General features: G+C 69.4%; 26 protein-coding genes. 12 read left to right on the top strand and 14 right to left on the bottom strand.

Annotated elements, in window-relative coordinates:
- Positions 1–47 precede the first annotated feature (47 nt).
- On the top strand, positions 48–458 hold the full coding sequence (locus AB0J95_RS45040; protein ID WP_364772032.1) for a DUF5994 family protein: 411 nt from the start codon (positions 48–50) through the stop codon (positions 456–458).
- A gap of 210 nt (positions 459–668) precedes the next feature.
- On the opposite strand, the gene AB0J95_RS45035 is transcribed toward AB0J95_RS45040, so the two are convergent.
- The 4 genes from AB0J95_RS45035 to AB0J95_RS45020 form a co-directional block, all read right to left on the bottom strand.
- Positions 669–1709, bottom strand: coding sequence for an acyl-CoA desaturase (locus AB0J95_RS45035; protein WP_364772030.1), 1041 nt, complete (start codon positions 1707–1709; stop codon positions 669–671).
- A 243-nt stretch (positions 1710–1952) separates the two neighbouring features.
- A complete protein-coding gene (locus tag AB0J95_RS45030; protein ID WP_364772028.1) occupies positions 1953–2174 on the bottom strand; it encodes a hypothetical protein in 222 nt (73 codons plus the stop codon).
- The gene (locus tag AB0J95_RS45025; RefSeq protein ID WP_364772026.1) at positions 2174–3109 is read right to left on the bottom strand and encodes an acyl-CoA desaturase; all 936 of its coding nucleotides are present in this window, start codon (positions 3107–3109) and stop codon (positions 2174–2176) included. Before AB0J95_RS45025 ends, AB0J95_RS45030 begins: the two co-directional genes overlap by 1 nt.
- Before the next feature lie 176 nt (positions 3110–3285).
- Positions 3286–3513, bottom strand: a complete 228-nt coding sequence (locus AB0J95_RS45020) for a hypothetical protein (RefSeq protein ID WP_364772024.1) — start codon at positions 3511–3513, stop codon at positions 3286–3288.
- A gap of 334 nt (positions 3514–3847) precedes the next feature.
- Between AB0J95_RS45020 and AB0J95_RS45015 the strand changes: the two genes are divergently transcribed.
- Complete coding sequence (locus AB0J95_RS45015; protein ID WP_364772022.1) at positions 3848–4345, top strand: DUF6292 family protein; 498 nt, start codon at positions 3848–3850, stop codon at positions 4343–4345.
- Between the two features lie 488 nt (positions 4346–4833).
- Here AB0J95_RS45015 and AB0J95_RS45010 read toward each other — a convergent pair whose 3' ends face one another.
- Positions 4834–6243: a lysine 2,3-aminomutase gene (locus AB0J95_RS45010; RefSeq protein WP_364772020.1), complete on the bottom strand. Its 1410-nt coding sequence runs from the start codon at positions 6241–6243 to the stop codon at positions 4834–4836.
- An 89-nt stretch (positions 6244–6332) separates the two neighbouring features.
- Here AB0J95_RS45010 and AB0J95_RS45005 point away from each other — a divergent pair, with 89 nt between their 5' ends.
- From AB0J95_RS45005 to AB0J95_RS44975, 7 genes are all read left to right on the top strand, one after another.
- Positions 6333–7355 (top strand): L-erythro-3,5-diaminohexanoate dehydrogenase, encoded by a 1023-nt coding sequence (locus tag AB0J95_RS45005; RefSeq protein WP_364772018.1) that lies wholly within the window; start codon positions 6333–6335, stop codon positions 7353–7355.
- Between the two features lie 8 nt (positions 7356–7363).
- Complete coding sequence (locus tag AB0J95_RS45000; protein ID WP_364772016.1) at positions 7364–8947, top strand: amidohydrolase; 1584 nt, start codon at positions 7364–7366, stop codon at positions 8945–8947.
- Positions 8948–8952: 5 nt separating this feature from the next.
- A complete protein-coding gene (locus AB0J95_RS44995; protein ID WP_364772014.1) occupies positions 8953–10524 on the top strand; it encodes a lysine 5,6-aminomutase subunit alpha in 1572 nt (523 codons plus the stop codon).
- Complete coding sequence (locus AB0J95_RS44990; RefSeq protein ID WP_364772012.1) at positions 10521–11252, top strand: OAM dimerization domain-containing protein; 732 nt, start codon at positions 10521–10523, stop codon at positions 11250–11252. The genes AB0J95_RS44995 and AB0J95_RS44990 overlap by 4 nt, the downstream gene beginning before the upstream one ends.
- A gap of 14 nt (positions 11253–11266) precedes the next feature.
- Positions 11267–11662: a hotdog fold domain-containing protein gene (locus AB0J95_RS44985; protein WP_364772010.1), complete on the top strand. Its 396-nt coding sequence runs from the start codon at positions 11267–11269 to the stop codon at positions 11660–11662.
- A complete protein-coding gene (locus tag AB0J95_RS44980; protein WP_364772008.1) occupies positions 11548–11895 on the top strand; it encodes an ester cyclase in 348 nt (115 codons plus the stop codon). Before AB0J95_RS44985 ends, AB0J95_RS44980 begins: the two co-directional genes overlap by 115 nt.
- An 85-nt stretch (positions 11896–11980) precedes the next feature.
- Positions 11981–12556: a dihydrofolate reductase family protein gene (locus AB0J95_RS44975; RefSeq protein ID WP_364772006.1), complete on the top strand. Its 576-nt coding sequence runs from the start codon at positions 11981–11983 to the stop codon at positions 12554–12556.
- Between the two features lie 162 nt (positions 12557–12718).
- On the opposite strand, the gene AB0J95_RS44970 is transcribed toward AB0J95_RS44975, so the two are convergent.
- The gene (locus AB0J95_RS44970) at positions 12719–13192 is read right to left on the bottom strand and encodes a MarR family winged helix-turn-helix transcriptional regulator (RefSeq protein WP_364772004.1); all 474 of its coding nucleotides are present in this window, start codon (positions 13190–13192) and stop codon (positions 12719–12721) included.
- A 61-nt stretch (positions 13193–13253) separates the two neighbouring features.
- Between AB0J95_RS44970 and AB0J95_RS44965 the strand changes: the two genes are divergently transcribed.
- Complete coding sequence (locus AB0J95_RS44965) at positions 13254–13760, top strand: pyridoxamine 5'-phosphate oxidase (RefSeq protein ID WP_364772002.1); 507 nt, start codon at positions 13254–13256, stop codon at positions 13758–13760.
- An 836-nt stretch (positions 13761–14596) separates the two neighbouring features.
- On the opposite strand, the gene AB0J95_RS44960 is transcribed toward AB0J95_RS44965, so the two are convergent.
- The 6 genes from AB0J95_RS44960 to AB0J95_RS44935 all read right to left on the bottom strand — a co-directional run bounded on the left by AB0J95_RS44960 (position 14597) and on the right by AB0J95_RS44935 (position 19185).
- Complete coding sequence (locus AB0J95_RS44960) at positions 14597–15742, bottom strand: DUF6596 domain-containing protein (RefSeq protein ID WP_364772000.1); 1146 nt, start codon at positions 15740–15742, stop codon at positions 14597–14599.
- Positions 15739–16146 (bottom strand): YciI family protein, encoded by a 408-nt coding sequence (locus tag AB0J95_RS44955; protein ID WP_364771998.1) that lies wholly within the window; start codon positions 16144–16146, stop codon positions 15739–15741. The genes AB0J95_RS44960 and AB0J95_RS44955 overlap by 4 nt, the downstream gene beginning before the upstream one ends.
- Positions 16147–16180: 34 nt before the next feature.
- Positions 16181–16678, bottom strand: coding sequence for a pyridoxamine 5'-phosphate oxidase family protein (locus tag AB0J95_RS44950; RefSeq protein ID WP_364771996.1), 498 nt, complete (start codon positions 16676–16678; stop codon positions 16181–16183).
- A gap of 113 nt (positions 16679–16791) precedes the next feature.
- A complete protein-coding gene (locus AB0J95_RS44945; RefSeq protein ID WP_364771994.1) occupies positions 16792–17700 on the bottom strand; it encodes an NAD(P)-dependent oxidoreductase in 909 nt (302 codons plus the stop codon).
- On the bottom strand, positions 17697–18302 hold the full coding sequence (locus AB0J95_RS44940) for a dihydrofolate reductase family protein (RefSeq protein WP_364771992.1): 606 nt from the start codon (positions 18300–18302) through the stop codon (positions 17697–17699). The genes AB0J95_RS44945 and AB0J95_RS44940 overlap by 4 nt, the downstream gene beginning before the upstream one ends.
- Positions 18303–18354: 52 nt before the next feature.
- On the bottom strand, positions 18355–19185 hold the full coding sequence (locus tag AB0J95_RS44935) for a DUF6597 domain-containing transcriptional factor (protein ID WP_364771990.1): 831 nt from the start codon (positions 19183–19185) through the stop codon (positions 18355–18357).
- A 361-nt stretch (positions 19186–19546) separates the two neighbouring features.
- Between AB0J95_RS44935 and lnt the strand changes: the two genes are divergently transcribed.
- On the top strand, positions 19547–21115 hold the full coding sequence (gene lnt / locus AB0J95_RS44930) for an apolipoprotein N-acyltransferase (RefSeq protein ID WP_364772404.1): 1569 nt from the start codon (positions 19547–19549) through the stop codon (positions 21113–21115).
- A 17-nt stretch (positions 21116–21132) separates the two neighbouring features.
- Positions 21133–21888, top strand: coding sequence for a polyprenol monophosphomannose synthase (locus tag AB0J95_RS44925; RefSeq protein ID WP_364771988.1), 756 nt, complete (start codon positions 21133–21135; stop codon positions 21886–21888).
- A gap of 83 nt (positions 21889–21971) precedes the next feature.
- On the opposite strand, the gene AB0J95_RS44920 is transcribed toward AB0J95_RS44925, so the two are convergent.
- Positions 21972–22664, bottom strand: a complete 693-nt coding sequence (locus AB0J95_RS44920; RefSeq protein ID WP_364771986.1) for a DUF4328 domain-containing protein — start codon at positions 22662–22664, stop codon at positions 21972–21974.
- Positions 22665–22723: 59 nt separating this feature from the next.
- Positions 22724–23467, bottom strand: coding sequence for a DUF4328 domain-containing protein (locus AB0J95_RS44915; protein WP_364771984.1), 744 nt, complete (start codon positions 23465–23467; stop codon positions 22724–22726).
- Positions 23468–23732: the final 265 nt, after the last annotated feature.

The raw sequence follows: 23732 nt of genomic DNA, 5'->3' as shown, positions 1-23732 counted from the left end.
TGGCAGGCGTAGAGTCGGTGGCTCCCGGCCAGGGAGGGGACACTGGCATGCCAACCGGCCTGCAACCGTATCTGCTCACCTCACCGCCGGCCCGCCGCCATTCGCTGCGACTGAGTCTGACGCCGCGGGTGGCACGGACGGGCGCGGTCGATGGCGCTTGGTGGCCGTATTCGATGGACCCGCTGGCTGAGTTCCCGGCGGTGATCGCCGGGCTGGCCATGTGCCTGGGCCCGGTCACCCGGCTGACGTACAACCTGGACGCCTGGGGCCCCGGGCCGTGGTGCCTGGTGGTCGACAGCGAGACGGTCCGGCTCGACGGGTTCCACTCGATCGACCCGCACACCGTGCGGGTGTCGGGCCAGACCTGGGGGAGCAGGGTGCTGCTCATCGTCCCGCCGGACACCCGCGCCTACGGGGCCACCACCGAGCAGATCCTGCACACCGCCGAGCCGCGCTGACTCAGTCCTGACCGCTGAACCCGGGGTGCCGTGGTGGCGCCGCGGGTTCGCTGTGCGCGGGCGGCGGTTCCTCGACGGGGTCACCCGGTTCCCGGAACAGGTTCTCCGGGAACACGGGCGGGTCACCCGGTTCGGCCGGTTCGCTGGCCTGGCGATGGCTGAACAGGTCGTAGTCGGTGATGGTGGTTGTCCTTCCTGGACTTGCGGCGGTCAGGCCGCCGTGCGCGGCCGCCGCAGCGGTGCACCGGCGTCGTGCAGGTGCCGCAGAACGATGGCGTAGGACGCGATGATTCCGCACTGGCTGTAGGAAATGCCGTGCTGTGCGCAGAACTCCCGCACGATCGGGCGGGCGCGGCGCAGGTTCGGCCGGGGCATGTGCGGGAACAGGTGGTGCTCGATCTGCATGTTCAGGCCACCGAAAAGAGTGTCCACCCAGCGGCCGCCGACGATGTTACGCGAGGTGAGCACCTGCCGCCGCAGCGGGTCCAGCTGCTCGGCCGGGCTGAGCAGCGGCATGCCCTTGTGGTTCGGTGCGAACGAACAACCGAGGTACACGCCCATCACTGCCTGGTGCACCACGATGAACAGCACCGCCTGCCCCGGCGGTAACACGATGAACAGGGCGGCCAGGTAGCCCAGGCACGGCACCGTGAGCAGCACCGCTTCCAGCACCGGACGGCGGACCTCGCGGTTGAGCACCGCCTGGAACCCGGCGACCCGCAGCATGACCGCCTCGGCCATCAGCAGCGGGAAGAACAGGAACGCCTGGTACTTGGCGACCCAGCGCAGGACGCCCTGCTTGCCGCCGGACTGCTCGCGGCTGAAGGCCAGCGCCGTGATGTCCACGTCCGGGTCGTGGCCCTCGTGGTTGGGGTGCGCGTGGTGCGCGTTGTGCTTCGCCACCCACCACTGGAAGCTGAGCCCGGTGATCCCGCCGTGCAGGTAGCCGATCACGTTGTTCGTCCTGCGGGTCCGGAAGATCTGCCCATGGCCCGCGTCGTGGCCGACGAACGCGAACTGCGTGAACACCACGGCCAGGAACGCCGCGACCAGCAGCTGCCACCAGGACTCGCCCAGCAGCGCGAACGCCACCACACCTGCCGCGAGCAGCAGCGCGTTCACGGTCATCCGGGCCGTGTAGTACCCGATCCGCCGGTCGAACAGGCCGGCGCCGCCGATCAGCCTGGCCAGCCGGGCGAAGTCGCTGCCCGGTGCCGGGCGGGCGGGATCGGAGACATCAGTCGAGGTCATGGGTGTCCGCGCTTTCCGGGGGAGGGGAGAGTCCAGGGGAGGTACCTGCCCGCCGGTGTTCTGCGGACAGGACGGGCCGCCTGGGCCGCCGGGCGCGTGTGACCGTGTTTCCGCGGGCAGGAAGCATGAGCACGTGTTCGGACTGCCGCACACTATCGCGGTCCGGCGTGTTCATCTGCCCGCCGGTACCCGTCCGGCACGTGAACATCCGGCGGCGCGCGGCTGTCAGTCCTTTGTGGACCGTCAGTTGATCGGCCGGGGAGCACCGGCCAGGCGGTCACCCACCGGCTGGGCGTCCAGGCCCAGCATGGCCATCAGCATCGCCCGGTCCTCCTGGTCGGTGGCGTGGCTGTCCACCGCGCGGGTGGCCTGGTCACGCTGGACGTCCTCGTCACGCAGCCGGGCCGCGCGGGCGTCGGCCAGCCGCTGCGTGCCGGTGTCCGGGTTCGGGTGCCGGGTGGTCATCACGCTACCTCCGATTCGCGGCGCGCCAGCCGGGCCAGCCGCGGCGCGGCCGGCCAGCGGACGCTCCAAGCCCAGCCCAGCTTCTCGAACAGCCAGATCAGCCGGGCGGAGATGTCGATCTGGCCGCGCAGCACGCCGTGCCGGGCGGACGTCGGGTCCGCGTGGTGCGAGTTGTGCCAGGACTCGCCCATCGACAGGATCGCCAGCGGCCAGAAGTTCGCCGACCGGTCGCGGCTGGCGAACGGCCGCGTGCCGATCATGTGGCAGATGGAGTTCACCGACCAGGTCACGTGGTGCTGGAAGGCCACCCGGGCCAGCCCGGCCCAGAGGAACCCGGTCAGCGCACCCCACCAGGACAGTGTGATCACCCCGCCCAGAACCGCGGGCAGCAGCACACTCAGCGTGACCCACAGTGGGAAGAGCCGGTCCACCACCCGGATCGCGCGATCGGCGGCCAGATCCGGCGCGAACCGGTCGATGTTGGTCCGGTCCCGGCCGAACAGCCAGCCCATGTGCGCGTGCCAGAACCCCTTCGCCAGCGCCAGCGGCGACGTGCCGAACAGCCACGGCGAGTGCGGGTCGCCCTCCCGGTCGGAGAACGCGTGGTGGCGGCGGTGGTCGGCGACCCAGCCGATCACCGGTCCCTGCGCGGCGAGGCTGCCCGCGATGGCCAGCGCGATCCGAAGTGGACGGTGTGCCTTGAACGCGCCGTGCGTGAAGTACCGGTGATAGCCCACGGTGATGCCCAAGGAGGACACCGTGTAGAAGACCGCCGCGATGGCGATCGCCGCCCAGCTGATGCCCCAGCCCCATACCAGCGGTACCGCCGCGAGCAACGCGGCGAACGGGATGATCAGGAATGCCCGGATGGTGACCAGCTCGGCCAGCGAGGCACGCTCGGACAGGATGGGTTTGGGCGGGGTGGCTACGGTCATGCGGTACTCGTCTCGATGTCGGCGTACGTGACGTAGCGGACGGCGTCAGCCGCGATCGCGCGGGGAACTAGGGAGACCCGGCCGGGCGCGAAACGGGCGCGGCGGGGACATGCGAAGTACCTCGATGGCTCCGACACTACGGCATGGCCGGGACGATGGCGTCGCCGAAGCACCTCTCACCGCTGCGACCGGGGGAACTTCCCGTCCGTCCGGCCCAGGGCCAGCAGTTCGGTGTACTGGTCCTGCCAGGACCGCTCGGTCGCCAGCAGATCGGCCAGCCGCTGGACCCATTCCTCGTCCACCGGGGCCTGCGAGGCCTCCAGGTGCCGGCGGGTCTCGTCGCGGGCCTTGAACCACTCGGCCAGGGTGGGGCCGAGCACAGGACCGTCGGGCGGTGTGGCCATCGGGCAACCCTACGCCACCCGGACGCCGGCGTCGCGGATCTGGCCTGGCCGGTGAAGTGGGGTACTGTAGTCCTGGTCGGGGTGTCACCCGGCCGGTGTTGGAACCGGTGGCCCCGGCTCGCAGACCGGTCCTGACGGCCGGAAGCGGCGGCGCGTATCGCCGGTTTGTTCGCGAGAACCACTACCCCACCGGCCATCGTGGTCATCGAGCGGCCGCGGCTGAGTATCCCCCCACGTGGATGAAGCCGCCGGCGCCCGCCCAGGGGGTGTGCCGAGCGATCCGGAAGCCTGCGCGAGCTGCTGCCGGCCGGGCTGCCCGCATCGGACGCATGGTGTGGGCAGCTCGGACTGTGGCTGGGAGAAGGGGACACCGAGGCAGGGAGCCGCGCTCATCACCGAACCACTCATCACCGAACCGTGGCAGTCCGACGAGGCTGTGCAGGCGTTGTGCCGAGGGCTGGCAGGCTATCTGAGCGCGGTGGCGAAGGCGATCGGCGTCCCCGAGGAGGGCACGTCCTTCGAGGTCAGTGATACGGCCACCGCATATCTGGCGCTGGATCGCAAGTGGCCGGGGCGCCCCGGCCGGGACCTGATGCTGGTGTGGTGTGAGCGCATGGGCTGGACCGTGTCGCTGGAGACCGGCCCGGCCGAGCCCGCGATGGTGCTGGCCCGTCTCGGCGGCGACTCAGTGCCGGAACCGCAAGCGGTGGCCCAGTTCGTCACCGACGCGCTCGCCGAGGACGGCATCGAGCCGCTCGCCACGGCCGCGGTGAGCGAGCCGAACCGGTTGCGGCTGGCCGAAAGCCTGACCAGGTACGCCATCAGGTCCTGATCGCTCCACGGTGGACGGTCCGCGCGCGGTGCACCGGAGACCTTGCCGGCCAGGCGATCCCGGCGGTGACGACCGCAGTGGACACCCCTGCCAGCACCACACCCATCGCGACGATGGGGAAGCGCTCACCCGAGCAACGCCACAACCGCAGGCCTACGGCGTCCACCGCCCGGACCGCGATCGCCTCACGCTGCTGCGGCCGTCGCGCAGCACGCCGCGCCGGCCCGATCGCGGAGAACTCGGGTAACTGTCTAAAGTGGACCGTCCGGGCGAGGTCGTGTCGTGGCGCCTGCCTTCATTGCCGCGTCTAGGGTGTGACGCGGGGGCAGCCGTCGTGCACGGCGATACGCCTCACTGTAGACCCCCTCTGCCCGTCGAGGTGCCCGTCGGCGACGGACACCTCGACGTATGCCTCTTCGGTGATCACCCGGTGGGGCGCACGGAGATCGTGTAGTTCATGCGTCAACGTCGCAGCGCCACCGGTTCGGCTAGCCCTGTTCGGACCACCAGTGCTGGCCCGCGTCCGGAAGCGTGCCGATCGGGTCGTAGTACGGGTACTGGCGCTCCAGCGCCTCGGGGTCGTGCAGCTCGATGCCGGTGCGGTAGTTCTTGGTCCAGTAGGAGATCCCGCGCTCGCGGTCGTACTCGTGCACCTGGTGCACCCAGCGCTTGCCCACGTAGGGCACGTCGCAGACGATCCGCGGGGTCGCGTACCCGGGCAGGTAGCCCATGATCGCGTGCTGCAGCTCCATCGCCTCCCACACCGCGACCCGCCAGTGCTCGGCGTTCGGGATCATGTCGCACATGTAGAAGTAGTACGGCAGGATGTTGGCTTCCCCTTGCAGGGCAAAGCAAAGGTCCAGCAGATCGGCTGGGGTCGCGTTCACGCCACGCATCAGCACGCCCTGGTTGCGCACGTCCCGCACGCCGACGTCCAACGCGGTCCGCGCGGCCTCGGCGACCAGGGGAGTGACCGACTGGGCGTGGTTGACGTGCGTGTGGATCGCCAGGTTCACACCGCGGCGGTGCGCGGTGCGCGCGACCCGCTCCAGGCCCTCGACGACCTTCGGCTGGATCCAGTGCTGCGGCAGGCCCGCCAGCGCCTTGGTCGCCAGCCGGATGTCGCGCACGGTCTCGATGTCCAGCAGCCGCATCAGGAACGACTCCAGCTGATGCCACGGCACGTTCGCCACGTCACCGCCGGACACGACCACGTCCCGCACGCCGGGGGTGCGTTTGAGGTAGTCGATCATCTGGTCCTGCCGGTCGACCGGCTTGAGCGACAGCTTGTGCTTGTCCACCGCGGCGGTCGAGTTGCCGACCAGGTCCATCCGCGTGCAGTGCCCGCAGTACTGCGGGCAGGTCGACAGCAACTCGGCCAGCACCTTGGTCGGGTAGCGGTGGGTCAACCCCTCGACGACCCACATCTCGGCCTCGTGCAGCGAGTCCCGCGTCGAGTACGGGTGGTTGGGCCAGCGCGGGTCGCGGTCGCTGCGCACCGGCAGCATGTACCGGCGGACCGGGTCGGCGTAGAAGGCGGCGGTGAACTTGACCGGGTCGCAGCCCGCGTCCGGCGCCATCGTGTTGAGCATCTGCGGCGGCAGCAGCATCGACATGGTGGCCAGCTGCTCCTGGTCGGCCGCCAGGTCCTCGTAGAACCGCTCCTCCAGCAGGTCGCCGACGCACGCGCGCAGCTGTTTGATGTTGCGCAGACAGTGCACGCGCTGCCACTGAGCGTCACGCCACTGCGCTTCGGTGACGTCCCGCCAGCCGGGGAACCGCCGCCAGTCGGGCTCCACCAGCTCGCGGCGGACGTAGGAGTACGGCTGTTCGCCCGTCTCCCGGACAGCTGCCGCGACGGTGGTCGCGACAGTGTCGATGTCGTCGATCGCAGTCATCTCTACTCCTCGCCGTCAGCGTCGCATAAAGATATGCTGTCAGACGGACAATACAACGTAAATCTTTCGGTCTGATCTAGGAGGCGGGAGTGTCGGCTTACGGGTTGCACAGGGTTGTGGACCCGGTCGGGGTGCTGCCGCAGCAGGCCGACCGGCTCAACGCCGACCCGGTCCCCGGCCACGACGAGGTGATCGTCGACGTCGAGCGGCTCAACCTGGACGCGGCGTCGTTCCGGCAGCTGCGCGAGCAGCACGGCTCGGGCGAGGCGGTCCGGGCGGCGGTGCTGGCGATCGTCGAACGGCGCGGCAAGATGCACAACCCTGTTACCGGATCGGGTGGCATGCTGCTGGGCACCGTCCGCGAGGCCGGCCCGGACTCGCCGCTTGGCCTGAAGCCCGGCGACCGGATCGCCACCCTCGTCTCGCTCACGCTGACCCCGCTGCGGATCACCGACTCGCTGGCCGACTGGGACGGCACGTCCGAGCAGGTGCCCTGCAAGGGAACCGCGGTGTTGTTCGGCCGCTCCATCGCCGCCGTCCTGCCCGACGATCTGCCCGACCACCTGGCGCTGTCCGTGCTGGACGTGTGCGGCGCCCCGGCATTGACCGATCGTGTGGTCCGCCGTGACCGGGCGTCATCGGTCCTGGTGATCGGCGGGGGAGGGAAGTCCGGCTCGCTGTCGCTGGCCGCCGCCCGCCGGGCCGGTGCGGAACGGCTCATCGCCCTGGTCCCGACCCAGAAAGAGGCCGAGGCGCTGGAGCGGACCGACCTCGCCGACGAGGTCGTCATCGCCGACGCACGCGACCCGGTGGCCGTGTCCGAGGTCGTCAACCGTCAGGTCGACGTCACGATCGTGTGTGTCGACGTGCCTGGCTGTGAGCACGGCGCGGTGCTGGCCACCAAGGACGGCGGCACCATCGTGTTCTTCTCGATGGCCACCTCGTTCTCCGCCGCGGCGCTGGGCGCCGAAGGGCTGGCCGCGGACGTCGAGATGATCATCGGCAACGGGTACGTGCCTGGTCACGCCGAGTTCGCGCTGGACCTGATCCGCGCCGAGCCGGGGGTCCGCGAGCTGTTCGAGGCCAGGGAACGGCAGACTTCCGCACTATGAACACAGGCATGACGGCCGGCCGGAGAACACTGTTGCTGGGTGGCCGCATCCATTCCCCGTCCGCGCCGGATGCGACCGCGATGGCGATCGAGGACGGCGTGGTGGTGTGGGTCGGCCAGGACGGCCCGGCGAAGGCGCTCTACCCGGATGCCGAGGTCGTGCCGCTCAACGGCGCCTTCGTCGCGCCCGCGTTCGTCGACCCACACGTGCACACCACCGCGGCCGGCCTGCAGCTCACCGGTCTGGATCTGTCGCACTGTTCCTCGCTGGACGCCTGCCTCGACGCCGTCCGCGCCCGCCGCGAAGACGTCGTGTGGGGCCACGGCTGGGACGAGACGCGCTGGCCCGAGCAGCGCCCGCCGACCCGCGAGGAGATCGACCAGGTCGCCGACGGCCGCCAGGTCTACCTCTCCCGCGTGGACGTCCACTCCGCCCTGGTGTCCTCGGCGACCATCGCCCAGGCGCCCGAAGCCCGCGGCGCCACCGGCTGGGACGAGCGCGGCCCGTTGTCCCAGGAGGCGCACCACATCGTCCGCCGCGTGGCGCTGCGCGGACTGTCCGGCCGGCAGCGAAAGGCCGCCAGGATCGCGTTCCTGACGCACGCGGCCGCCCAGGGCGTGGCCGCGGTGCACGAATGCGCCGGGCCCGAGATCTCCGGTCGCACGGACCTCGCCGAGGTGCTGGAGCTGGGACGGCTGGACGGTTTTCCCGACGTCGTCGGGTATTGGGGCGAGCTGGGCGCGTTCGAACTGGCCCGTGAGCTGGGTGTGCACGGCCTGGCCGGAGACTTGTTCGTGGACGGCGCCCTGGGCTCTCGGACCGCCGCACTGCACACGCCCTACGCCGACGACCCCGGCAACACCGGCGCCCGCTACCTCGACGCGGGGGAGATCGCCGAGCACGTCGTCGAGTGCACGCAGGCCGGGCTGCAGGCCGGGTTCCACGTCATCGGCGAGGCCGCGGTCGCGACCATTGTGGACGGTTTCGCCAAGGCCGCCGAAGTCGTTGGCGTGCCTGCGATCGCGGGCGCGCGGCATCGGCTGGAACATGTGGAGATGGTGACCGGGGAGCAAGGCGCGCTGCTGGGCTCATGGGGTGTCGTGGCCTCCATGCAACCCCGGTTCGACGCCTTGTGGGGCGGCCCGTCCGGGATGTACGTGCAGCGGCTGGGGGAGCGGGGGACCGGGCTGAACCCGTTCTCGATGCTCGCCCGCAACGGCGTCCTGCTGGCGTTCGGGTCGGACGCACCGGTCACGCCGGTCGACCCGTGGGCATCGGTGCGCGCCGCGGTTCACCACCACACCAACGGTTTCGGTGTGTCCGCCCGGGCCGCGTTCACCGCGCACACCCGTGGCGGATGGCGGGCCTCCGGTGTGGACGATGGCGTCACCGGCACCCTCGTGCCCGGCGCTCCGGCCACCTACGCGGTGTGGGAGACCGGCGAGCTGGTGGTCGCCGGGAGCGACAGCCGGGTGCAGCGGTGGTCGACCGACCCGCGATCGGGTGTTCCCGGCCTGCCCTCGTTGGACGGCGAGCTGCCGAAGTGTGTTCGGACCGTGTTGCGCGGCAAGACGATTTACCACAAGGGGTGAACTGAATGGGCGGACTGCTGGACCTCGACCCCGGCGTAGTGGCCAAGGCTCGGCACCTCGCGGCACAGGCCGGTGAACCGGTGGTGGCGCTGGCGAAGGCGCACACCACCGTCGCGGTCGAGCGCGCGACCCTCCGGCTGGCCGGGATCACCGGCGCCGACACCGCCCACCGCGCGGGCGACGTCCCGTGGGTCAACCGGGTCGTGGACACCGTCCGCGACCACTGCGGCCTGGAGCATGGCGTTGCCCTGCCTGCGTTCCACGCGCTGCGCTCGGGCGGGTTCGAGTCGCTGACCGAACTGGCCGAGGCCACCGCCGCCGGGCAGGTCCAGTACACCGTCCCCACCGGACGCGACGCCACGAGCGCGTTGAAACTGGCCCGTACGGCCATTTCCAAGGGCCTGCGGACCATCGACCGCAACCGGGTCCAGCGTGACCGGCTGGTGGCCAAGCTCGGCGACCCGCCGCAGCGCCCGTGGATCTACCTGATCGTCGCCACCGGCGACATCGACGAGGACGTCGTCCAGGCCGCGAACGCAGCTCGCGCGGGAGCGGACATCATCGCGGTGATCCGGTCCACCGGACAGTCCCTTTTGGACTATGTGCCGGAAGGTGCCACCCACCACGGGTTCGCGGGTACCTACGCGACCCAGGAGAACTTCCGGATCATGCGCGCCGCCCTGGACGACGTGTCCAAAGAGGTCGGTCGCTACATCCGGCTCACCAACTACGCCTCCGGCCTGTGCATGCCCGAAATCGCCGTGCTGGGCGGGTTGCAGCGCCTGGACATGATGCTCAACGACTCCATGTACGGGATCCTGTTCCGGGACATCAACCCGATCCGGACGTTCGTGGACCAACGGTTCTCCCGTCAGGTGCACGCCCGCGCCGGGATCATCATCAACACCGGCGAGGACAACTACCTCACCACGGCGGACGCCGTCGAGGCCGCGCACACCGTGACCGTGTCCCAGTTGCTGAACGAGCACTTCGCGCACGAGGCCGGGCTGCCGGATCCCTTGCTGGGCCTGGGACACGCGTTCGAGATCAACCCCGCCGTGCCCGACTCGTTCCGCCTCGAGCTGGCGCATGCGTTGCTGGCGCGGGAGTTGTTCCCCGACGCGCCGCTGAAGTGGATGCCGCCGACCAAGCACATGACCGGCGACGTGTTCAACGGCCACCTGCTCGACGGGTTCTTCAACCTCGCGGGTGTCCTCACTGGACAGTCGATTCTGTTGGTGGGCATGATGACCGAGGCCGTCGTCACGCCGTTCCTGTCCGACCGCGACCTAGCGCTGGCCAACGTCCGGTACGTGCTCAACGCCGCGGGCAACCTGGCCGAGGACTTCCGCCCGGCGCCGGACGGGTTGATCGTCAAACGCGCCCACCAGGTGCTCGGCGAGGCCGTCGACCTGCTCGAGCGGATCGTCGACGACGGCCTGCTGAACGCGATCGCGGACGGCACGTTCGGCCTGATGAAACGCCCACCCAATGGTGGGAAGGGCGCGGACGGCGTGGTGGAGAAGGCTTCCGGGTACCGCAACCCCGCACAGGACCTGCTGGAGGCGGCGCAATGACCAACAAGCGGCACATCCGTCCTTACGGTGACACCACGGGGGACGGGATGATCCAGACGTCCTTCACCCTCCCGGTCCCGCACGGCCCGCGCGCCGACGGCGCCGCCCTCCAGCTGGCCAGCAAGATGGGCATGGACCCGGCGATGGTCGTGCACTCCAAGCCGATCGGCGAGGACTTCACGTTCTTCGTGGTCTACGGCTCGGTCAAGCACATCGTCGACCTCGACGAAGTCCGTGTGGTGGAACGGGAGTACCCGTTGCTGTCCCCGGCGGAGATCAACGCTGCGGTCAAGAAACGCCTGCGCCGCAAGCTGGTCGTGGTCGGCGGCTGCATCGGCACCGACGCGCACACCGTCGGCATCGACGCGATCCTGAACATCAAGGGCTTCGCGGGCGAGAAAGGCCTGGAGTACTACCGCGAACTGCGCGTGATCAACCTCGGCGCCCAGGTCTCCGTTCCCGACCTGGTCAAACGCTCCCGCGCCGAGAAGGCCGACGCCGTCCTGATCTCCCAGGTCGTCACCCAACGCGACGCGCACATCCACAACACCCAGGAGATGTCCGCCGCCTTCCGCGAGGCCATGGGCGACAAACGCCCCCTGCTCGTGGCCGGCGGCCCCCGCTTCGACCCGCTGATGTCCGGCGAGCTCGGCGTCGACCGCGTCTTCGGCCGCGGCACCACCCCCGGTGAGGTCGCCAGCTTCCTCGTCCACGCCCTAGCGGCCTGAGAATCGGAGAACGTGTGCTGACAGAAGGATTCTCGGTCACCCAACGCCGGTATGTGCCCTACTCGCACGCCCACTACGGCGGCAACCTCGTCGACGGCGCCTACGGGCTGGGCATGTTCGGCGACGTGGCGACCGAGATGATGATCCGCACCGACGGCGACGAAGGGCTGTTCGCCGGGTACTCGAATGTCGAGTTCCTGGCGCCGATCCAGGCCGGGGACGTGATCGAGGCGACCGGGACCATCGTGCGGGTGGGCAACCGGTCGCGGGAGATCGAGTTCGAGGCCCGGGTGGTGTGCCGGGCCGCTCCGGAACGCGGGCCGTCGGCCGCCGATGTGCTCGACCCGGCCGTGACGGTGACCCGCGCTCGCGGAACGGTTGTGGTGCCGTCGAATCAGTCGCGCATGTAGGTCGCGAACGACGGCTGGTTGCCGACCGGAAGGCGAATCCTCAGAAGCCGGGCGCCGTCGACTTCGCCGATCAGGTGTTCCCGGACGACTACGTCCGCCACGACCTCCGCCCCACCGAGGCGGCGCCCGGACCCGAGGGGCAGAAGCAGATCGCGGCCGCGTTCCGGTCGGCGTTTCCCGACCTCCGGTTCACTGTGGAGCTGGTGTTCGGTGAGGGCGACCTCATCGAATAGCGAAAAAATTCTCGCGGTGGGGTGTCGAACGGCGGCGGGGCGGTTCGTAGCCAGGGTGAGAGACCAACACCCCGAGGAGAACATCATGACCGCGACCTACACCTTCGACGTCTTCTGCAGCCTGGACGGCTTCGGTTCCCACCACGGCGACTGGGGCGGCTACTGGGGCAAGCAGGGCCCCGAACTGCTCGAGCACCGCCGCGGCCTGTTCGGCGAGCAGCAGCGGATGGTCTTCGGCGCCAGCACCTACCGGCAGAACGAGGTGATGCTGGGTTCGTTGCCCGACGAGCACCTGGACGAGTGGGTGGTCCGGATGAAGAACATGCCGGCCACCATCGTGTCGAGCACCCTGCGGAGCCCACTGAACTGGCCGGACGCGACGGTGGTGAGCGGCGACGCCGTCGACATCATCACGCGGCTCAAGGAGGAGTCCGACGTGCCGTTGCGCTCGCACGGCAGCCTGTCGCTGAACTGGGCGCTGATGGCCGCCGGTCTGGTCGACTTCGTGCAGGTGACGGTCTTCCCGGTGATCACGGGCCAGACCGGCGAGGACCCAATCTTCGGCGGGGCGGGCGACTTCGACCTCGAGCTGGTCGACAGCTGGACTCTCGACGGCAACACCATGGAACTCACCTACCGACCCACCTTGCACGGCGCGTAACTACATCGTCACACCGTTGGCGGGCCCAGGTTGGTGGAGCAGCGGCCGGATCTCGCGGATGGGCGTCGGCCGCTGATGGCGCTCACCGAGTCGAGTCCATTGTGGATGTTGATGTGCCGGCCGTGGTCTTCGGCATTCCACAAGGGACGAACTCGCGCCGGGTCACTGTGGGCGCAGGCGGCGTTCGGTGAGTGCGGCCAGGGCACCGGTGCTCTCCGCGAGCTGGTGCACCTGGTCGAGGAACGCCTGGGCGCCAGGGCCGAGGGCGGCTCGTAGTTCGCGGTTGACGTTCGCGCGGGCTTTTCTGGTCGCGTAGATGGCGTCCCAGCCCTTTTGGGTGAGTTCGACCTCGCGGCGTCGCTGGTCGTCGGCCGCGGGGGTGCGGCTGACGTAGCCCTTGCGCTCCATCTCGATGACGATCTTGGACACGCCCTGGGCGGTGATGCCCAGTTTGGTCGCCAGCTCGCCGATCGTCGCCGGGCCATGGTGCAGGTGCTGGACGAGGAAGCCGTCGCTCGGCCGCAGGTCGCCGAAGCCCGCCCGGTCGATCGCCGCGGTGATCTCGGCCTGTGTGGTCGCCGACAGCGCGGTGAACAGCAGGACGAGGTCTTCGCCGATCGGCTCGGGTGCGGTCACCGATCAAGCATCAGATATGCAACTATGGTTGCGCAACCTTAGTTGAGTATTTGGAGGCATCATGGCCACCGCCATCGAAGTGGACCTCGCCGACCTCACCGACGACCTGGCGGAAATCGTCAACCGGATCGTGTGGAGCACGGTCACCACGTGCGACCGCCTGGGCCGTCCGCGGTCCCGGATCATGCACCCCGTCTGGGAAATCACCCCCGATCGTGTGACCGGCGTGATCGGCAGCTTCCCAACCCCCACCAAACAGGCCCACATCGCCAGATCCCCGTGGCTGACCTGCGGCTACTGGTCCCCGGACCACGACGCGGCCTTCATCGACTGCCACGCCACCTGGGCCGCCGACACCCACGACGCCTGGACCCGCCTCACCGCCGGCTACGACCCCACCACCATCTGGCCCAACGGCCCAACCTCCCCGAACTTCGCCGCCCTCCTCCTGACACCCCACCGAATCCAGATCATCCGCGGCGCCGACGTCTCCCGAGGAGCCCCAACCCCCATGTGGACTGCGTCCAGGACTACGGAAACAGTAAGTTCAACAGTGACGAAAATCTGACCACCGCAACGAAGAGATCAGGCTTCGTCACCGAGCAGCTCACACCAGAACACGGCCCTGGCCTCGGCGCCGATAGCGGTGATGTGGCGATGCGGTGAGGTGGTGTCATCGCGGTGGATGCGGCGAGTGATGAGTTTGCTGGCGTCCTTGGCTGAGATGAAGCCGCCCCGCGACGGTCGAGGGCGCCGAGCACCACCGGCATCTGGCGCAGGCCCATCCGCACGGCACCCACGCCGAGGGGATCGGTCTCATTCCCGCCGCAGTCCGGCCACCACGCCAACCTTCGTGCGGCGGCCACCGCCGGGATCACCGGGCGACCGCACTTCGCGGCGGCGGAAGCCGCACGTCCGGGACGTGCGAGCGAACGCATTTCCGGCGGGGAAGCCGAACGCGTTGCGGACGTGGGTAGCGAGTCGCCATGCGGGACTGCGAGCGACTGCATTCCTGGCCCAGCCGGGAGGGGTCGCCACACGTTCAGGCCTCGCTATGCCTGGCGGTAACCATGCCGGGGCTCACCGACCGGCTAAGCACCGCCACCACAACCTTCGTGCGGCGGCCACCGCCGGGCTCAGCGGGCGACCGCACTTCGCGGCGGCGGCGACGCTCAGCCTGCCAAGCAATCGCAGTCCGGGGCGGCCGCCACGTGTCCGGGTGCCCACACGGTCCCTGTGCTCAGCGAGCGACAGCTTTGTCGCCCGAGTGGGCGAGGCGCCGCCACATCTCGGCGTCGGCAATGCCTCGCGACAGCCCGGCGGCTGCCCTCTCGGCAGGGCAGGGGAGGAGCATCGCGTCCGGGGAGGCGGCGGTGTGGGCCACCGGGCCTCCGGGAATTTTGCTTACGAGCGCAGGAGTTGGCGGACTCGGGCGGCTTCGCGGGTGAGGTGGTCGCGTTCTTGGATGGTCGTCGCGGTGTGGGCTGCGGTGGTGTAGAGGTCGGCGGCTTCGGACAAGTTGCCGGCGCGTTCGTGGAGGTAGGCCTGTACGGCGGTGTAGCGGGGGAGGTCGGGGCTGAGGTCGGTGAGGGCCTGGAGGGCGGCGTGGGGTCCATCTGCCTCGCCGACCGCCACGGCGCGGTTGAGCCGCACGACCGGGCTGTCGGTGATGGCCAGCAGTTCGTCGTACCACTCCACGATCTGCACCCAGTCGGTCTCGTCCGCGGATGGGGCGTCGGCGTGCAGGGCCGCGATCGCTGCCTGCGCCTGGTACTCGCCCAGCTGGTCGCGGGCAAGAGCGGTCTGCAGGATCGTCACGCCCTCGGCGACCAACTCTGTGTCCCAACGGGATCTGTCCTGCGCGGCCAGCGGCACCAGGCTGCCGTCGGGCGCGGTCCGGGCGGCGCGCCGGGCGTGGTGCAGCAGCATCAACGCGAGCAGCCCGCCAACCTCCGGGTGGTCGATCGCGGCCGCGAGCTGGCGGGTCAGCCGGATGGCCTCGGCGGCAAGGTCGACATCGCCGGAGTAACCCTCGTTGAATACCAGGTACAGCACGCGCAGCACGGTGCCCACATCGCCGGGCTGGTCGAACCGGACCGCGGACACCGTGCGCTTGGCGCGGCTGATCCGCTGCGCCATGGTCGCCTCGGGCACCAGGTACGCCTGCGCGATCTGCCGAGTGGTCAGGCCGCCGACCGCGCGCAACGTCAACGCCACAGCGGAAGCCGGAGGCAGTGATGGGTGCGCACACAGGAAGTAGAGCTGGAGGGTCTCGTCCTGGCCAGGCACCGGACCGGCGGGTGGCTCGGCGTCCACAGCGACCTCACGGCCCCGACGCGACGTCTCGGCACGGGCCGCGTCGATGAACTTGCGCCACGCGGCTGCCACCAGCCACGCCTTGGGGTCGCGCGGCGGGTCGTCCGGCCACGCGGCCAGCGCCCGGATCAGCGCCTCCTGCACGGCGTCCTCGGCCGAGGCGAAGTCCGCCCCGCGCCGGACGAGGACGCCGATCACCGCCGGTACGAGCTCCCGCAGCAGCGACTCGTTCACTCGGTCACCGTGGCCGGCACGCCATAGAACGGCCGCACCTCCAGCCACTCGTGGATCGGCGTCCCACCCGGCCCGGGAGCGGCGGACAGCTCCGCGGCCAGTTCCACCGCCCGGTCCCAGGACACCACGTCGATCACGTACCAGCCCGCGATCAGGTCCTTGGTCTCGGCGAATGGGCCATCGGTCACCGGTGGCCGCCCCTCGCCGCCGAACCGCACGAACGTGCCCTCGGGCGAGAGTGCCTGCATGTCGACGAACTCACCGGTCTCCTGCAGCCGGGCGCCGAAGTCGCGCATGTACGTCACATGGGCGTCGACCTCCTCGGGCGTCCACTGGTCCATCGGCGCGAAGTCCGTGGCCGGGGCCGGGCCACCCCGGTAGTGCTTGAGCAGCAGGTACTTCATGGTCAAAGTCTCCCATCGTCCGTCCACGGAGGCCTCAGGCGCTCTGCCGCTCGGCGCGCTCGCGGACCAGCTCTTCCACGGCGCTCGGCAGGGTCTGCTCGAAGTCGATCAGTTTGACCCACGTCGGGGTCACCACGATCCGGACCATGCCCTGGTAGAGCGACCGGACCTCGGCCTCCCACTCGACCCGCTGCTCGGCGGTCATCTCGTAGCTGCCGTTCATCTGCAGGTACTCGTCCGGGATGCCCTCGACGACATCCAGCTCGGCGCGGCCGCGGATGAGCAGGATCTTGGGCGGGTGGACCTCGGTGTCGATCGTCAGCGCGACCATCGGGTTCTGCCGCAGGGCATGCAGCTTCGGCGCGTTCGTGGTCGTGCACATCACGATCTGCTCGCCGTTCCAGACGAACGCGATCGGCACGTTGCGCGGGGTGCCGTCCTTGGCGACGTAGGCGAGCCGGGTCAGGTCGCGGGCCAGCAGCTCCTTGCTGTACGGGCGGTTGAGGATCTCGGCGATCTCGTTCTGCCGCATCGGTCGGTCCTTCCGTCGAGGGGCCTGGTCGTGGCCCGTTCACGCCCCAGGGACGGAGCCACCGCCGCGTTCTCGACCGCCGAGACCACTCCTTTCGTGTGACCGTCGTCACATCAGCGTGGGTTGTGAGATCGCCACGCAACGTAGTCGCGGATCGCCGAGGCCATGTCGAAAGTGGGGGAGAACCCCGTGTCGTCGCTGAGTCGGCTGATGTCCATGTACGGATCGCTCTGCCCGCCGGGTTTGAGGTCGAGCTGGAAGCCGGGGGTGCTGGCCTGCAGAGCGTCGACCACCTCGCGATTGCTGAACGGCCGACCGCTGGAAACGTTGTATGTGTTGTGCCGCAACGTTTCCGTGGTCATCAGTAGAGCGATCGCGCGACCGGCGTCAGGCGCGTAACAGCAGTCGCCACCGTCATCGGCGTTCAGCGGAGGTGGCTGCTCACCGCGGAGCATGGCGCTGACGTACCGCGGGACGTAGAAGAACGGCGACTCCGGGTCGTACAGCGGGCCCCAGATGGTCCCGATCCGCAGCACGACCGGCTGGACGCCGCTGCCCTGGAGACTGTGTGTGGTGAGCGGTTCGACGGCCTTCTTGAACGCGATGATCAGCAGCGGCAGGTCCGCGGTCGGCAGCGCGAGGTCCTCGTGCCAAGGTGATTCTGTCTGCCCGATGTAGACACCGAGGCTGCTGGCGACGGCGCACCGGCGAACGCCCCAGGCCCGGGCGGCATCCAGCGCGTTGAGCAGGCCCGCCATATCGGTCCGGAAGAAGCCCACCGGGTCGTCACCGGGGATGCTGCCGGCGAGATGGACGATGTCGGTGATGTCGTGGCGATCGCCGAGGGCCAGGAATGCGTCCCGGTCGGTGACGTCGAGGGACTCGACGGTGACCCGGCCGGCCAGGAACGACGGCACGTCGGTCCGGCGGTATGCGGTGACCACGACCTCCTGGCCGAGGTCCAGCAGCGCACGGGCGGTGTGGGCACCGATCATGCCGAGCCCGCCGGTGACCAGGATCATCGGATCACCTCGTAGTGCAGGTGGGTCACGCCCGGCGCCGGGATCGCTTCCACCAGACGGAGTTGGATGTGTCCGGGCAGTTCCCGGAAGAAGCTGTGGCCGCCGCCCAGCAGGATCGGCACCTGGTGCAGGATCACCTCGTCGACGAGCCCCGCCTTGAGCGCCTCGGTGAGCAGACCGCCACCCATCAGGGCGACGTCCTTGTCCCCGGCGACCTCGCGGGCCGCGGCGATGGCGTCCTCGACGCCGGTGGTGATGAGCGTCTGCTCCGCGCTGATCTCCGGCAGGGCGTGGTGGCTGACGACGAACAGTCTGGCCGTCGGGTGCGGGCTGCCGCCGCCGAACCGGCTGGAGTGCTCGTAGGTGGTGCGTCCGCAGATCGTCGCGCCCACCCGGGCCGCGGCGGCGTCGAAGAACCGGGCGCTCGGTCCGCTCAGCTTGAACCCGTCGAACACCTGGCTGGGCGTGTCCCCGTTGAAGTACCAGTCGAAGAGCATGGGCGCGTCGCCGAGGCCGCGACCGAACTCCTCGGCGCCTTCGGGTGTGCGTCCACTGAGATAGCCGTCCACCGAGACGGCGTGAGCGCTGATTACCTTGGTCATGATCCGACCCTAGGAACCCGGCGATGACCAGGCTTGAACAAAACGCGCATGATCAAACTCGGACCAGCCGCCGCCGGGTGGCCAGGAACGGCTGGTAGGACGCGGAATGGTCGTGCCCGCAGGCGCACCGGTCGAGGTCCCCGCCCAGCAGCCCGCTCGGCGTGACCCCGGTCAGGCGCAGGCATTCGCGGCTGAGGTGGGCCTGGTCGGCGTAACCCGCGTCCACCGCCAGCCCGGCCATGCCGTCCGTGCCACGGCGTCCACTCGCGACCGCACCGGCCTGAGCCAACGCCAGAAACCCCTGAAACCGCAACGTTCGCTGCAGAGTCTTGGGGCTCATCCCGACGGCGTGCAGGCACCGGCGCCGCAGCTGACTCGCGGACAACGCCAGGTGCGTGGCCAAAGTGTCGATGTTGACCGGATTCCACGGCATCAACGCCTGGACTGCCTCGCCCACCAACAAATCCACCGGCACCGCGTTGCGGAACTTGGGTAGAAGGTGGGCTTGGAGGACCAGGAGCGCCCGCTCAGGCGTCTCGGCCAACGCGATGGCCTCGACGAGCTGATCCGTTGAACTTCGCCACAGCTCAGCCAGGCCCAGCCGCTGGTCCACCAGGTCGTCGAGGACCGTCGGCAGGGGAGGCGCGGTGCCCGGGTGGAACCGTGCGCCGACGATCGTGGTGTGCGCGGGGATGACCTCGATCTGCGGACCGGTCAGCGGACCGACCAGCTGTGGACGGCCGCCGATGGGGAAGTGGATCTCCACCCCGCCGGTGGGCAGGTGCCGCTGCACGTACGGCGTACTGCCGGTGTGCTGGATCCAGACCGTCCGCACGACGGCCGCCAACTCCGGCACCGGCGGACGCTCCACATAAGAACCCATCCCAGTCACCCTCGCACCGAAGCGCCGCCCGCGAACCACGTCAAGCCCGTCTACGCCGGTGGCGGGAGAGGGGAGCGGGTCGGCTTGCCGTGAATGCCTTGTGCGGACGGCAAAAGCGGAAGCAGCGGCCGGGGTAGGGGAGTCCGGCATGAAAGAGCGGTGAAATCCCGGGGCGGGGAGGCCCGGTCCAGACCCCCGTTCGCACCCTCAGCGGCGCATGATCCACTCCCCTTTATTGACGATACATTCATGACTACATCCACGGTTGTTTTCAAAGTGACGAAATTAACTCAAGACCGCCAAGACAAAGGGCGGAGTCGGCCCGATGGGTCAGACCCGTACTCTGAACGTTGTGATCGCGATGGCATCACCCGAACCGCTGGCCCCGGAACCGCAGGTCCGGGGCTCGTTCCTGGGTAGGCACCCGGCGGTGTGGCGGATGGCGGCGGCCGCGGTGGCGGGGGCGTTGCTGTGGCTGAGTTTCCCGCCGCGGAACTGGTGGTGGCTGGCGCCGCTGGCGTTCGCGTTGTTCGCCGTGACGATCTACCGGCGGCGGGCGCGGGCCGGGTTCGGTTACGGGCTGATCTTCGGGTTCGTGTTCCTGGCCAGTGAGTTGTTCTGGCTGCAGGATTTCCTCGGCTCCGGGTTCGGGCCGGCGCCGTGGGTGGGGCTGTCGCTGGCGTCCGCCGGGCTGGTGGCGTTGGGCACCACGGGGATGGCGGTGGTGAGCAAGCTGCCCGGCGGTCCGGTGTGGATGGCCATGCTGTTCGTGGCGGATGAGGCCCTGCGGCAACGGTTTCCGTTCGACGGGTTCCCGTGGGCGCGAGTCGCGTTCGGACAGCCGGAGGGGCTTTTCCTGCCGCTGGCGGCGTTGGGCGGGGCGCCACTGGTGACGTTCGGCGTGGTGCTGACCGGGTGTGCGATCGCGGCGCTGGTCCTCAACGGCGGCAGGCGGGCGTTCGCGGTGATGGCGGTGATCCCGTTGCTGGTCGGGACGGGCATGCTGCCGTTGGTGAACCGGGATGACGCGGCTGGATCGGTGACGATCGGGATCGTGCAGGGCAACGGGCCCGAGGGGCTGAGCGGCATCGGCAGCGGTGCGGAGATGCGGCAGAACCACCTGGTGCGTGCCGAGCAGCTGGCGCAGGACATCAAGGCGGGCAGGATGCCCAAGCCGGACATCGTGATCCTGCCGGAGACGTTCACCGACCTCGGCCCGGATCCGGCCGAGGACCGGCAGATCGCGCAGGTCGTCTCGGACCTCGGGGTGCCGACGCTGATCGGCGGGCGGATCACCCGGCCGGACGGGGCCGCGCAGAACGTGATGATCGTGTGGGATCCGGTCAAGGGCCCCGGTCAGGAGTACAGCAAGCAGAAGCTGGTGCCGTTCGGTGAGTTCGTGCCGATGCGGTCGATCGCGCGGATCTTCACCCCGTTCGTGGACGACCAGAAGGACATGCGGCCGGGGACCCAGCCGCCGGTGCTGACCGCGGCGGGCGTTCCGCTGGGAGTGGCGATCTGCTTCGAGGTGGCCTACGACGACGTGCTGGAGACGGCCGCGCGGGACGGCGCCCAGGTGCTGACGGTGCCGACGAACAACGCGTGGTTCGGCCGTACGGAGATGAGCTACCAGCAGGAGGCCATGTCCCGGGTGCGGGCGGTGGAGCACGACCGGGCGGTGATCATCTCGGCGACGACGGGGGTGAGCGCGGTCATTCAACCGGATGGCGGTGTCACCCGTCAGACTGAGCTGTACACGGGCGACACGCTGGTCGCCACAGTGCCGAAAAAGACGACCGTTACCCTTGCTACCCGGATCGGGGCCTGGCCGGAGGGTGCCATGGTCGCCGGTGGGTTCGCGGCGCTGCTGTGGGCTGCCGGTTCGCGGGTCCGACGTCGGCGCGTTGACTCGAGCCGCGAAGAGCGATGAGCAAGGAGAGGAAGCGAATGGCGGAGCTCGAGCCGGTGCTCGTGGTGATCCCGACGTACAACGAGCGGGAGAACATCACCCGGATCATCGACCGGTTGCAGGCGGCGGTGCCCAAGGCACACGTGCTGGTGGTCGATGACGGCAGCCCGGATGGCACCGGTGAGATCGCCGACAAGCTGGCGGCCGCGGACGAGCGGGTGCATGTGATGCACCGCACGGAGAAGGCCGGGCTGGGTGCCGCGTATGTGGCCGGGTTCACGTGGGCGCTGGAGCGCGACTACAACGTGATCGTGGAGATGGACGCGGACGGGTCGCACGCGCCGGAGGACCTGCCGCGGATCATCGCGGCGTTGTCGGACGCGGACCTGTCGATCGGGTCGCGGTACGTCAAGGGCGGCAAGACGGTGAACTGGCCGTGGCGCCGGTACATGCTGTCGAAGGGCGCGAACCTCTACTCGCGGATCTGGCTGGGAGCGAAGGTCAACGACATGACCGCCGGGTTCCGGGCGTTCCGGCGGGCGGCGCTGGAGAAGCTGAAGCTGCACAACGTGGCGTCGGCGGGGTACTGCTTCCAGATCGACCTGACCTATCGGACGCTCGAGGCCGGGTTCACCGTGGTGGAGTCGCCGATCACGTTCACCGAGCGGGAGATCGGGGTGTCCAAGATGGACGGGTCGATCGTGCGCGAGGCGTTGTGGCGGGTGTTCAAGTGGGGTGTGCGGCTGCGTGGTGAGCAGCTGCGGTCGCTGCTGCGGATCGGCAACAAGAGCTGATTGTGTTTGATGGTCCTCGCTTCGCTCGGACGGGGCTCGGTCGCCGGCGCGACCGAGCCGGTGGGTTCATTGCTCGTCGCTGACTAGGCCTCGCGGTCGCGTGGGGTGTTCTGCCAGCGGGTGAGCTGCGTGATGATCACGGTGATCAGCACGCCCGCTGTCAGGGTGAGCGCGGTGGCGACGGTGTCGATCACGGCGACCCGGTGGAAGATCGTCTCGTAGGCGGCCGGTTCCCTGGACGCGGGCGTGGATACCCGGCTGGCGTAGAAGGTGAGCAGGTTGCCGACGAGGTAGGTGACCCACCAGACGTGGATCATCGCGGTGCCGGCGGTCCGGCGTGGTGAGCTGGCGCGCCAGACGTCGGTGACCATCTGGTCGGGGAACCAGAGGTTGACGATGGGGCAGAACCAGGCGCCGATGGCCCAGCCGCTGGAGAGTCGCTGGGAGTCGGCGCCCGCGAGCCAGGTGGCGTTCTGGTAGGTCTGGTACCACCAGATCAGGAAGAGGATGCCCGCGGCGAGCCAGATGCCGAGGAACGGCCAGGTCCAGGTGCTGGCGAGGTCGTCGGCGGCGATGAGGTCGGCTTCGTGGGCGGTGCCGGCGAGGTAGTCGGTGATGGTGTTGTACTGGGTCCACTTGATGCCGGTGGTGATGGCGTCGACGGCGCAGGACAGGACGATGCCCGCGGTGGCGACCTTGGCGATGACGCTGGTGGACCGGTAGGTGCCGATGCCGTTGAAGTAGCTGTCGCCGAGCGCGGCGTGCTGCTCTGTCATGAATCCCCCATGAAGTTGTGCTTCCCCCGGAAGCGAGACGGCAGCCTAACAGTGCTTGGTCAGGTCTCGGCGGCGGGTTCTACGGGGGTGCGTGGGGTGTTCTGCCAGCTGGTGAGGCGCAGGATGATGAAGATGGCGAGGATGCCCGCGCCGAGGTAGATCACTGAGGCGACGGTGTCGAGGACGGCGACGGTGTGCACGGAGTCGGTGAACTCGGCCGTGGTGGTGGGTGCCTTGGCCGGAAGGCGGAAGAAGCGGGTCGCGAACAGGCTGAGGGCGTTGCTGAGGAGGAAGGCTGTCCACCACACGTTGATGATGGCGGCGCTCGGGGTGTCGTCGGCGAACGTGCTGCGTGGCTTGATGCGGGGTGCGCTCACGCGCCAGGCGTCGGCGATCATGTCGCGGGGGAAGCGGAGGTTGGCGACGGGGCAGAACCAGGCGCCGATGACCCAGCCGCCGGTGCGTCCGGGGGTGTCGGGTCCGCCGATCCAGCGGGCGTTGTAGTGCGTGCGGTACCACCAGACCAGGAGCACGGTGCCGGCGACGGCGAGGCCCACCAGGTGCGCGATGGCCCAGGTGAAGACCTGGTTGTCGGAGGCGTCGAGGTCGGCGTCCGTGGCGCGGTCGTCGAAGTAGTCGACGATGACGTTGTACTGGGTCCAGCTGGTAGCGGTACTGGCGATATCCAGCACGCACACCAGGCCGATGCCGACGATCGCGGCGATCGACAGCCCGCCGGTCGGCCGGTAGCGATCGCGGTGGTTGAAGTAACTGTCGCCAAGCCCGGCATGCGGCTGCCCCACGGTTTGCCCCCCAGAAATTGCGCTTCCCCCTGGAAGCCGGACGGCAGGCTAGCGCACACCCGGCCCAGGTCGTGCCCTGCCTTCAGCCCAAACCGCGAGCACTGGACGCTTGGGCCTTGGCTCGACCCCCGGCTCGGTCGCGCCGGTCATCCGCGCTCCGCAACACGCCCAGCGCCGCCCCGGCCCGATCGCCCAGCAGGCAGTGAGCGGCGCCGGTCGCGTGGTGCGGACCCAGACCCGCAAGCCGTCGGTGATGGCCGCGGCG

The sequence above is a fragment of the Actinocrispum sp. NPDC049592 genome (assembly GCF_040675465.1).
Lineage (GTDB): Bacteria > Actinomycetota > Actinomycetes > Mycobacteriales > Pseudonocardiaceae > Kibdelosporangium.
Note: the sequence above shows the minus strand (reverse complement) of the source record. Positions and strands in the feature narration are given on the sequence as shown.